Origin of the sequence: Rhodococcus sp. M8 (assembly GCF_015654185.1) — a bacterium.
GTDB classification, from domain to species: domain Bacteria; phylum Actinomycetota; class Actinomycetes; order Mycobacteriales; family Mycobacteriaceae; genus Rhodococcus; species Rhodococcus aetherivorans.
On record NZ_CP064065.1, the window covers coordinates 4,144,460 to 4,155,599 of the forward strand.

The 11,140-nt window shown below is 71.0% G+C and carries 7 protein-coding genes; 2 read left to right on the forward strand and 5 right to left on the reverse strand.

Annotated elements, in window-relative coordinates:
• Window positions 1-7 precede the first annotated feature (7 nt).
• Window positions 8-1,552, forward strand: coding sequence for an acyl-CoA carboxylase subunit beta (locus ISO16_RS18785; protein WP_006941932.1), 1,545 nt, complete (start codon window positions 8-10; stop codon window positions 1,550-1,552).
• Window positions 1,553-1,648: 96 nt separating this feature from the next.
• On the opposite strand, the gene ISO16_RS18790 is transcribed toward ISO16_RS18785, so the two are convergent.
• The 5 genes from ISO16_RS18790 to ISO16_RS18810 form a co-directional block, all read right to left on the reverse strand.
• Window positions 1,649-2,605, reverse strand: a complete 957-nt coding sequence (locus tag ISO16_RS18790) for a hypothetical protein (RefSeq protein ID WP_072633972.1) — start codon at window positions 2,603-2,605, stop codon at window positions 1,649-1,651.
• A gap of 165 nt (window positions 2,606-2,770) precedes the next feature.
• Window positions 2,771-3,211, reverse strand: coding sequence for a hypothetical protein (locus ISO16_RS18795; RefSeq protein ID WP_072633973.1), 441 nt, complete (start codon window positions 3,209-3,211; stop codon window positions 2,771-2,773).
• A 123-nt stretch (window positions 3,212-3,334) separates the two neighbouring features.
• Window positions 3,335-6,646 (reverse strand): arabinosyltransferase domain-containing protein, encoded by a 3,312-nt coding sequence (locus ISO16_RS18800; RefSeq protein ID WP_050034384.1) that lies wholly within the window; start codon window positions 6,644-6,646, stop codon window positions 3,335-3,337.
• A 61-nt stretch (window positions 6,647-6,707) separates the two neighbouring features.
• Window positions 6,708-9,959 (reverse strand): arabinosyltransferase domain-containing protein, encoded by a 3,252-nt coding sequence (locus ISO16_RS18805; RefSeq protein WP_072633974.1) that lies wholly within the window; start codon window positions 9,957-9,959, stop codon window positions 6,708-6,710.
• Between the two features lie 108 nt (window positions 9,960-10,067).
• Window positions 10,068-10,337, reverse strand: coding sequence for a helix-turn-helix domain-containing protein (locus tag ISO16_RS18810; protein WP_072633975.1), 270 nt, complete (start codon window positions 10,335-10,337; stop codon window positions 10,068-10,070).
• A 39-nt stretch (window positions 10,338-10,376) separates the two neighbouring features.
• Between ISO16_RS18810 and map the strand changes: the two genes are divergently transcribed.
• Window positions 10,377-11,114 (forward strand): type I methionyl aminopeptidase, encoded by a 738-nt coding sequence (gene map / locus ISO16_RS18815; protein ID WP_072633976.1) that lies wholly within the window; start codon window positions 10,377-10,379, stop codon window positions 11,112-11,114.
• Window positions 11,115-11,140 lie beyond the last annotated feature (26 nt).

Sequence of the window (11,140 nt, forward strand, 5' to 3'; positions counted from 1 at the left end):
TCGAGTAGTGACCACGACGACGGCCGGGAAGCTGGCCGAGCTGCGCAAGAATCTCGCGATCGCGAAGGAACCGGCCGGGGAGGCCGCGCTCGCCAAGCGCGCCGCCAAGGGCATCCCCAGTGCCCGGCAGCGCATCGACATGCTGCTCGACCCGGGCAGCTTCGTCGAGATCGGTGCGCTGATGAAGACGCCCGGCCGCGACGACGCCCTCTACGGTGACGGTGTCGTCGTCGGTCACGGCACCGTCGAGGGCCGGCCCGTCGCGGTCTTCTCGCACGACCAGACCGTGTTCGGCGGCAGCGTCGGCGAGATGTTCGGCCGCAAGGTCGCCGCGATCCTCGACTTCGCGCTGAAGATCGGCTGCCCCGTCGTCGGCATCAACGACTCCGGCGGCGCCCGCGTGCAGGACGCCGTGACGTCGCTGGCGTGGTACGCCGAACTGGGCAAGCGGCACGAGCCGCTGTCCGGTCTGTGCCCGCAGGTGTCGATCATCCTCGGCAAGTGCGCCGGCGGCGCCGTGTACGCCCCCATCAACACCGACGTGGTCATCGCCACCGAGGAGGCGTACATGTTCGTCACCGGACCGGACGTCATCAAGTCCGTCACCGGGGAGGACGTCAGCCTCGAGGAACTCGGCAGCGCCCGCAAGCAGGCCGAGTACGGCAACGTGCACCACGTCGCGCCGGACGAGAAGGCCGCGTTCGAGTGGGCCCGCAAGTACCTGAGCTACATGCCGTCGAACGCGCAGGAGAAGCCCCCGATCGTCAACCCGGGGCTCGAGCCGGAGATCACGCAGGACGATCTCGAGCTCGACACGTTCATGCCCGACGCCGACAACTCCGGCTACGACATGCACGACATCCTGCTCAAGATTTTCGACGACGGCGACTTCTTCGAGATCCGCTCGCAGGTCGCGCCGAACATCATCACCGGATTCGCCCGCGTCGACGGCCGGCCCGTCGGTGTCGTTGCCAACCAGCCGCTGTACCTGTCGGGGGCGCTCGACGCCGCCAGCTCGGACAAGGCCGCCCACTTCGTGCGGGTGTGCGACGCGTACGACATTCCGCTCGTGTTCGTCGTCGACACCCCGGGCTTCCTGCCGGGTGTGGAGCAGGAGAAGATCGGCGTCATCAAGCGCGGCGGCCGGTTCCTGTTCTCGTTCGTCGAGGCGTCGGTACCGAAGGTGACCGTGGTGGTGCGTAAGTCCTACGGCGGTGGCTACGCGGTGATGGGGTCGAAGCAGCTCGGCGCCGACGTGAACTTCGCCTGGCCCACCGCCCGGATCGCGGTGATGGGTGCCGAGAGTGCCGTCGCGGTGATCGGTCGCCGCCAGATCGAGGCCGCCGGTGACAACGCTCCCGCGGTGCGCCAGCAGCTGATCAACTTCTACAACGAGCACATCGCGACGCCGTACATCGCCGCCGAGCGCGGCTACATCGACGCGGTGATCGAGCCGCACACCACGCGCCTCGAGATCCGCAAGGCGCTGACGTTGCTGCGCGACAAGACGGTGTTCAAGAACCCGCGCAAGCACCACCTGCTTCCGCTCTAGTTCGTAACACCCGAATTCTGTTCGGGCGGGCCGAATGTCACATGCATGCAATGGAAATGAATGCATGTGACATTCGGCCCACAGCGGTGTCCGGGGTCAGTCCGCGCGTGACCGCACCGGGGGACGCGGGCGCTGTGTGCCCTGGTGGTAGGCGGCTTCCAGGTCCGCGAGCACCGTGGCCGGGTCGTCGCGGATCTGCCTCGGTAGGTGCGACACCACGATGATGCCGTTGCGCTGCATCGCGGCCCGTCGGACGAGCGTCGCCTCGTGCGCCTTCGGTGAGAAGTGGTATTTCAGCGAATCGATCTCCCATGCCACTGCGACCGAATCGAGCCACCCGTCGGGGCGGGCGATCCACGTACCGTCGTCGGTCTCGACGTCGACGTTGTGGGCCATGGGTGGCAACCCGCTCGTCGCGTACAGCTTCTGTGCTGCGATCTCGGCCACGGAATGCGCGTCGTGCGAGAGCTCTCGAACCACGGTGCGCGGCACGGCGCTACCGCGGCAGCTGCCGGCGCGCAGTTCGTGTGCCAGGTCGTCGACGGTCACGTCTCCGCGCTGAATCCCCGACGCCAGCAGGGCACGGCACGGATCGAGCTGCGACATTCTGCGTGCCGCATCGAGCAGACAGCGGTCCACCGGAGCAATTCTCAGCGTGCCTTTGATGATGGGCTCGGGTATCCGCCAGCTCCGCTCGACGGCGACGAACGAGAAGTTGCGCCGATGCTGGGTATGCGGAATGAGTAGCAGCACATCACTTTTCGTCGCCGAGTTGGTGTAGCCGTGTATCCCGAGCGCGGCATGACCTGAGATCAGCGCCGAATCGCCGCCGTACAGCAGCGCGGCCGTGTTGCGCTGCAACACGGACAGCGGCCCGTTGTGCAGCGCCACCACGCCCGGCAGGACGCGCTGCCACGGACCACCCTTACGGCATCGGCCGGCGATCGTGCCGCCGGCGACGCCGTGCCTCAACAGCGTTGCCGTCCGGATGACGCCGTTGGTGCTCAGTGCGAACAGCTCTTCGGGATCGTCTCCCCATGTCCCCCGTTTCATGGCTACAGCCTGCAGGGGGATGGTGTCCTACGAAAGACCGTCTTGTCGGCCTGTGGATAACCTTGTGGTGGCCGAATGTCACATGAGTTCAATGTAAGTGACGGTATGTGACATTCGGCCGGGAGACGTGGAGGCGCATGCGGGGGTATTGCGTGCGGGAGTGGGTCAGGGAACGACCCAGTTGCCCGACGCCGAGACCCAGGTCGTGCCGTCCGGGACGGTCACCGTCGCCCGCACCCGTCCGGGGCCGGTCTCGGCTCGACCGCTGAGGACCTGCTCCTCGCCGATCTCGGGGAAGTCCGGTAGTTCGTTCACGCCCGTCGTGCCCGTGTCCTCGTTCACCCACGTGACGAGGCAGAAGCACTTGACGCTCCCACCGAAGTGCGTGACGCCGGGCGTGTTGACGTTGGTGTAGACATTCACGTAGTCGTGGACGAGCGCCTCGGTGGGAGCGGCGGATCCGGTTCCCACGCCGGTCGATCCGACGACCGGTCCCAACGTCGCCGCGTGAACGGTCTGCGCCGATGCGGCCGGCGCGTTCAGCAGCGCCAGGACCACAGCGGATGCGGCCACGGCGGTGGTCCGGGCGGCGAACTTCCTCGACATTCAGGTCCTTTCGTTGCCGGCCGTGCCCGCCGGCCGGATGTCACGTTCGGTCGATCGAAGCGAACATATGTGACATTCGGCCGGAAGGCACGCGCGGCACGCGGACGGGCCTCGCCGACGGACCTACTCGTATACGCGCAGCGTGCCCGGATTCCACAGGCCGGAGCGCGTGATCGCCTCGGTCTGCGGCTCGGCCGGCACGGCGTTCGGGTAGAACCGCACGTACCGCTCGAGCGAGCCCCAGTCGCGGGCCCAGTCGTTCTCGAGGTACGTGGGGATCTGCTCGGGGCGGGCGAGGGCTTCGGTGAAGCCGAGGGGGCCGCCGTTGTCCGCGGATTGCCAAGTGTCGGTGGAGGATACGGCCAGCGGACGGTCCGGCAGGATGCGGTAGTCCGGCATCTCGGCGATGCCGTAGCGGTGGTCGAACGGGCGCTGGCACGGGAACTGCAGTCCGACCGCCCAGTCGAGCAGCACCGGCTGCTCCGAGCCGATCACGGTGTTGAGCGTGTCGAGCTTCGGCACGCGGGGCGGGGTGAACGCCAGCCACTGGTCGCCGGTGAGGTTGGGATCGTTGGCGACGATCCGGACGGCGTCGGTGTCGGCGGGGAGCTCGGACAGCGGGATCCGCAGGTTCCGCCACGACGGTGCGGGCCCGATGTCGCGCGGCAGGTAGGTGCCCTGCGGCTCCACGGTGCCGTCGGGCAGGCGCCTGCCGTACTCGACGAGCAGCGACTGGCCGTAGGTGGTGGCGCCGGTGTCGTCGACGGACCAGATGCGGCCGGCCGCCGAGATGACGACGAGCGGCGCGTCGTCGCTGCGCTCGGGCAGCCCGTACCAGCTCGACGTGAGCAGCGCCGGTTCCTGCACACCCTCCTGGTAGCTGCCGAGCACCGGGGTGACGGCCGGGTCGAGGCCGAAGGGCAGCTTGGCCTCGGAGCCGTTGACGGTGCGGGCGCCGGTGCCGCCCGTGGTGCCGCCGCCGGCGCCGGTCTCGAACGTCGGCCCGACGCTCTGGTTGTCGGTGTTGCCCTGGCCGGGCTTGACCTCCACGTAGTCGGCGGTGAGGTCCGACGGGATGCCGTTGGGGCTGAAGCCCTCGGGGGCGGCGCCGGCGAGGGCGTCGCCGTTCAGCGGCGGGTTGTCCGGGTCGACGATGGGCGCGAGCCGGCCGGAGTTCGGGTCCGATTCGACGAGTACGTCGTTCGCCAGGCCGCACGTCTGGCCGGCGAGCGCGCCGACGTTGGACCGGGCGAGCGAGTACGCCGGGTACTGCGACACCGCGCCCTTGAGCAGCGACAGCACCTCGAAGAGCACCATCGCTCCGGCGACGACGGTCAGGGGCGCCGCCGCGAACTTGCGGATCCGGCGGCCCTTGCGGGTCGTGGGCTTGGGCTGCGGCGGCGCGTAGCCCTCACGCAGGTACTGCCACGCGACGAGCCCGAGAGCGAGCCCGAAGAGGAGCAGGAACAGCGAGCTGGACTGGTTGCCGCTCAGCGAGACGGTCTTGTCGAACCACGGGATGCCGTAGCTCGACACGTACCACCAGCCGTTGATACCCGCGAACGACACGGCCAGCACGAACAGCAGCCCGGCGAGGAAGATGGTGCGGTTGCGCCGCGACCGCAGCGCGCTCGCGGAGACGATGACCGCGGTGAGCGCGGCGAGGGAACCCGCGATGCCCGCGTACGCCCCGAAGTGGTGGGTCCACTTCGTGGGGTTGAACATCATGAAGAAGATCGTGCCGAAGACGATGCCGATCAGCCGCCACGACGGGCCCGTCGCGACGCCGGGGATGCGGCGGCGGCGCAGCAGCACCAGCAGCGACGTGAACAGGCACAGCAGCATGACGAGGAACGCGAACCGGCGCGCGAGCGAGCCGTCGACGGTCTGCACGAACAGGTAGTAGTAGCGGAGGAAGTCGTTCCACCACTCCTCGTTCGGGCCGATGATGGTGCGCACGCGGGTGGCCTCGAGCACCGCGGCGAGGGTCTGGTCGGAGAACACGACGACGAGCACGAGGGTGCCCGCGGCGGCGATCGGTGCGAGCAGCGGCAGCGTCCCGACCTCGCGGTGGCGGCGGACGACGATGCGGGTCATGGGCCGGATGCCGGCGAGCAGCGCGGCCACACACATCAGGCCGGTCGGGGCGGCGGCGAGGGTGAACGCGCCGATCATGACCGCCGTCGCGGCCGGCAACAGCCTGCCGGTGGCGATCGCCCGTTCGATCGAGCACCAGGTCAGCAGCGCGCCGAGCGCGACGATCGGCTCGGGGCGCAGGCCGTTGTTGTAGGGCAGCCAGAAGGCCAGGAACACCAGGCCGCCGGTCCACAGGGCGACGGTGTTGTGCCGGACGGCGCGGCCGAGGCGGGGCACCACCTCGCGGCTGATGACCATCCAGCAGGTGATGCCGGCGAGCAGGGCGGGCAGCCGCATCCAGACGCTGGCGGTGGAGACCTCGGCGAACGCGGCGAGGACGTCGTAGTACCAGCCGAACGGGGCCTCGGGGACGCCGAACCAGCGGAAGTAGTTGGCCATGTAGCCGGAGTGCTCGGAGACCCGGGCCATGGTCAGCAGGTAGCCGTCGTCGGAGGTGTTCGCGCCGAAGAAGTGCCAGCCGGCGAGGGTGCCGACGACGACGGCGTCGACGCCGGTGAACTTCCACCAGTGCGACGGCAGGAAGCGGCGGTGCCCGCGGCCGTCGGTGCCGTCGAGCTTGGCGAGCGCGGCGACCGCCAGCGCGGTCGACAGCGTCGCCAGGATCATCGCGAGGAGCTTGACCAGCGTCGGCGACGACGAGAACCGGGAGTCGACGTCGACGGTCACCGACATGCCGGGAACCGGGGTGTCGAGGTCGCTGAACACGCCGACGACGAGGGGACGCAGGTCGCCGGTCAGCTCACCGGCGCGCGGGTTGCCGTTCTCGTCGCTGAGGCCGACGAACTCCGCGGTGGTGCGGTCGACGTCGGAGAAGATGCTGATCTCGGTGCACGCGGCGGACTCGACGTCGCTGCGCGGGGCGGTGGCCACGACGACGTTGCGGTCGAGGACGTCGACGTTCTCGGCGCCCACTCGCACGAACATCGCGTTGAGCGCGGCGCCCTCACCGCTGGCCGGTGCGGTCGCGAGGAGCAGGCCGCCGCCCGGGGGCATGCCGGCGACGGCGGTGCACGGCACCGTCGCACTCAGCTGCCGCGGCACCTGCGACATGAGTGGCACCTCGACCGGCCCGGTCGAGCCGTTCTGCGGCCACGTGACGGTGGCCTCGGTGACCTTGACGGGCAGGAACGGGGTCGCGACGGCGAGGAGCACACCGAGCAGACCCGCCACCGCGGCGACGAGCCGGGCGGTGCGGTACTGCGCCCGCAGATCCCGGGCAACCGGCGGCCGGGGAACGGCTGCGGAGGGGGCGGGAACTGTGGTCACGTCGTCGGGCACGATTGTCGATGGTATCGGGCGCAGCTGAGTGGACGCACCGTCCCTACCACCGCGTAGGACCCTATTCACGCATTACGGGCACTCCGTCGCGGATCGGTCCGGGCGACCACCAGCCCCAGCGGACGACGTTCTCGGTGGCAATCTCCGCGGTCGTCGCGCCCGGGTCGATGGGCGTGTACCGCTCCAGCGAGCCCCAGTCGCGGTCCCAGTCGTGGTTCAGATAGGTGGGGATCGTCTCGGCGGTGAGCAGCAGCGGTATCCAGCCGAGCGGCCCGCCGCCGATGTCGTCCTGCCAGCCGTTGGTGGAGTCGGCGCCGACCCGGTCGGGCAGGATCCGGTACTCGGGGACCTCGGCGACGCCGTAGCGGTGATCGAACGGACGCTGGCAGGGGAACGCCAGGCCCACCGACCAGTCGAGCAGGACCGGGGCCGTGGAGCCGACGAGGGTGTTCAACGTCTCGAGGCGCGGCATCCGCGGCGGGGTGACGGCCACCCACTGGTCGGGTGCCAGGTTGCCGTCCGTCACCACCAGCCGGACCGCGTCGGCGTCGGCGGGGATCCGGTCGCTCGGCACCCGCAGGTTGCGCCACGACGGGGACGGCCCGATGTCGACGGGCGCGACGCGCGCCAGCGGTTCGACGTTCGAATCGCCGCCGGTTCGCCCGAACTCGAGCAGCACGTCCGCGCCCGGGGTGAGGACGCCGTCGGGGTCGACGTAGTGCACGCGGCCGGCGGCGGTGACGACCAGCAGCGGCGTGGCGTCGGTGCGTTCGGGCAGCGCGTACCAGCCGGACTCGAGGTCGGCTTCCTGCTGCGCCCCGGTGCGGTAGCTGCCGAGCACGGGGGTGCGGGCGGGGTCCAGGCCGAACGGCAGCGCGACGGTGCTGTCGTTGATGCCGGCGGCGCCGCGGCCGCCGCCGGTGCCGGCGCCCGTGGAGGTGGTGGTGCCGCCCCCGTCGGTGTCGACGGTGTTGGCGCCGCCCGTGGTGGAGATCTCCTCGTCGGCGGTGAGGTCGAGAGCGACGCCGTTCGGGGTGAAGCCGTCGGCGGCGCCGGCGCCGAGCGCCTCGGCGACGTCGCCGTCTAGGGGGGCCAGCGCGGTGGCGCTGGGGTCGGTCTCGACGAGGACGTCGTCGGCGAGGCCGCAGCTGCTGCCGGTGAGGGCGGCCGCGTTCGACCGGGCGATCGAGTACGCCGGGTACTGCGCGACCGCGCCCTTGACGAGCGAGAGCACCTCGAACAGGACGACGCCCGCGGCGACGACGGTCAGCGGCGCCGAGGCGATCGCCCTGACCCGGCCGTTGCGGTCGGGTTTCGGGGTGGCGAACGGTTCGCGCAGGTGGAACCACGCGGCGATGGCCAGCGCGACGAGGGCCAGCGCGAGCAGGGCGGTGGAGAAGGCGCGTCCGGAGATGGACGGCGGCTTGTCCCACCACGGGATCCCGTAGCTGGAGACGTACCACCAGCCGTTGGAGCCGGTGAACGCCAGCGCCAGCACGAACAGCACCCCGGCGGTGAAGAGGGCGCGGTTGCGCGCGGAGCGGATGCCGACGGCGCCGACGCCGACCGCGGCGAGCGCGGCGACGGACCCGGCCAGTCCGGCGTACACGCCGAAATGGTGGGTCCACTTGGTCGGGGTGAGCATCATCAGCAGCAGCGACGCGAAGACGATGCCGAGGATGCGGCGCGACGGACCGAGGGCGGTGCCGGGGATGCGGCCTTTGCGCAGGATCAGCATCACGCACACCACCAGGCACAGCAGCATGACGAACACGCCGAAGCGGCGGCTGAGGGAGCCGTCGGGGGAGACGGTCAGCAGCGCGTCCCAGCGCAGCCGTTCGTCGAACCAGGGCACGTTGGGTCCGACGGCGGAACGCACCCGGGTCGCCTCGAGCACCGAGGCGAGGGTCTGGTCGGCGAAGACGACGACGAGGACGACGGTGCCCGCGGCGAGGATGGCAGCCACGGGCGGGAGGACCCCGACGAGCCGGCGGCGACCGGCCAGCCGGACGACGACGGGCCGGGCTCCGGCGACGAGCGCGGCGACCGCGATGAGCCCGGTGGGACCCGCGGCGAGGGAGAAGGCGGCGAGCAGCACGGCGATCGCGGCGGGCAGCATGCGGCCGGTGGCGACGGCGCGTTCAATCGAGCACCAGGTGAGCAGGGCGCCGAGCGCGATGATGGGCTCGGGCCGCAGGCCGTTGTCGTAGGGCAGCCAGAAGGCGAGGAACACCAGGCCCGCCGTCCACAGCGCGATGCGGTTACGGCGGACGGCGACTCCGAGCCGGGGGATGACCTCGCGGCTGATGACCATCCAGCAGGCGACGGCGGCGAGCAGGGCGGGCAGCCGCATCCACATGCTGGCGGTGGAGACCTTCGCGAGCAGGACGAGCACGTCGTAGTACCAGCCGAACGGGGCCTCGGGGACGCCGAACCATCGGTAGTAGTTGGCCATGTAGCCGGCGCCGTCGGAGGCGCGGGCCATGGTGAGGATGTAGCCGTCGTCGGAGGTGTTGGCGCCGATGACGTGCCACAGCAGCAGCGTGCCGACGACGACCGCGTCCACCGCGGTGAACCGCCACCAGTGGGCGGGCAGGACCCGGCGGGCGCGGCGGTTGTCGACGCCGTCGAGCCGGTGCAGCGCCACGAGTGACAGCAGGGTCGCAAGGAGGCAGGCGACCATCGCGACGAGTTTGACCAGCGTCGGAGTGGAGGTGAACCGCGAGTCGAGGGCGGCGCGGACGGACAGCCGCTCGGCGTTCGGGCCGGAGTTGAGGGCCTCCACCGAGCCCTGCAGATCGGAGTAGACCCCGACCATCTGCGGCCGGTGATCGCCGTCGAGCATGGCGACGTGGTGCCCGTCGTCGTGTTGCTCGAGGCCGACGATCTCGGCGGCGGTGCGGTCGGCGTTGGTGGCGACGGTGACGGCTGTGCACCGGTGCTCGTCGTCGATCGGTGCCGACACGACCACCGAGTTGCGCAGCACCACCTCCACGGTGGCGGAGCCGCCGTCGGTGCCGGCGACGGTCCGGATCACGAGGGCGTTCTCGGTGGCGTCGGGGGCGCCCGGCGGCACGGTGGACACCAGGGTGCCGCCGTCGTCGCCGAGCAGGGGGAAGGCCGAGCACGGCACACTCGCCCGCAGTTCGAGGGGGGTGTAGGAGACGAGGGGCGCCTCGATGTTGGTCAGGTCGGTGCCCTGCGGCCAGCTGACGGTGGCGGCCTCCTGCCGGACCGGCAGGAACGGCACGGCCAGGGCGAGCACCATGCCGAGCAGTCCGGTGACCGTCGCGACGATCCTGGCCGTGCGCACGCGGGCCTTCGTATCGGCGTAAGCGGGCGTTTCGGGCGAAAGGACATCGACGGGCACAAGGATCGATGCTAGGCGAGGGAGGGTGGTGCCGGGGGTGAGCACCTCCGGTCAGGAGGCGGCCCCGTGCTCGACGGGGTCGCCCGCCGGGTCGCCGGCCAGGTCGTCGAGGGAGAGCCCGAGGACCCGGGCGAGCGCGGTGACGGTGAAGAAGGCGGGCGTGGCGATGCGGCCGGTCTCGATCTTCCGGAGTGTCTCGACGGAGATGCCGGCGTCGCCGGCGACCGTTGCCATGCTGGCGATGCCGCGCGCCGCGCGCAGACGTTCGCCGAGCCGCCGGCCGCGTTCGAGTTGGACGGGGGTCAGCGGTTCGCGCACCATGCCCGTATAGTAATACCGGTATTTCTATTGGGAGGCGACATGGTCGAACTGAAGACGTCCGGCGAGATCGAGGCGATGCGGGCCGCCGGCGCCGTGGTCGCGGACGCGCTCGCGGCCGTGCGGGCCCACGCGGCGATCGGGGTGTCCCTGAAGGAACTCGACGACGTCGCCGCGGCGGTCGTCCGCGACGCCGGCGCGACCTCCCCGTTCCTCGGCTACCACCCCGAGTGGGCTCCGTCGCCGTTCCCCGGAGTCGTGTGCGCGAGCGTCGACGACGGCGTCGTCCACGGCATTCCCGGCGGCTACCGGTTGCGTGACGGCGATCTGGTGAGCATCGACTGCGGGGCCGTGCTCGACGGCTGGTGCGGGGACGCCGCCGTGAGCTTCACCGTCGGCGCCGCCGACCGCGAGGCCCTCGCGCGCGGCATCGCCGCGGCCGTGCCGGGCAACCGCCTCGGCGACATCGGCGCGGCGATCGGCGGCTACGTCCGCTCCCGCGGCTACGGCATGCTCGCCGACCACGGTGGCCACGGCATCGGCCGCCGCATGCACGAGGACCCGCACGTGCCCAACGAGGGCCGGGCCGGGCGCGGGATGCGGCTGCGGCCCGGGCTGGTGCTGGCCATCGAGCCGATGCTGCACGCCGGGGGCGGCGACGCCTACCGGCACGACCCGGACGGGTGGACGCTGCGCACCGCCGACGGCAGCCGGGCCGCGCACTGCGAGCACACCGTCGCGATCACCGAGGACGGACCGGTCGTCCTCACCCAGCGCTGAGGACGTATCGATCCGCGGGTGCGCCG

Bases quoted from the DNA above. Each gene is read 5' to 3' on its own strand.
- map (WP_072633976.1), top strand. From the start codon at position 10,377: ATGGTCGAACTGAAGACGTCCGGCGAGATCGAGGCGATGCGGGCCGCC.
- ISO16_RS18810 (WP_072633975.1), bottom strand. From the start codon at position 10,337: ATGGTGCGCGAACCGCTGACCCCCGTCCAACTCGAACGCGGCCGGCGG.
- ISO16_RS18790 (WP_072633972.1), bottom strand. From the start codon at position 2,605: ATGAAACGGGGGACATGGGGAGACGATCCCGAAGAGCTGTTCGCACTG.
- ISO16_RS18795 (WP_072633973.1), bottom strand. From the start codon at position 3,211: ATGTCGAGGAAGTTCGCCGCCCGGACCACCGCCGTGGCCGCATCCGCT.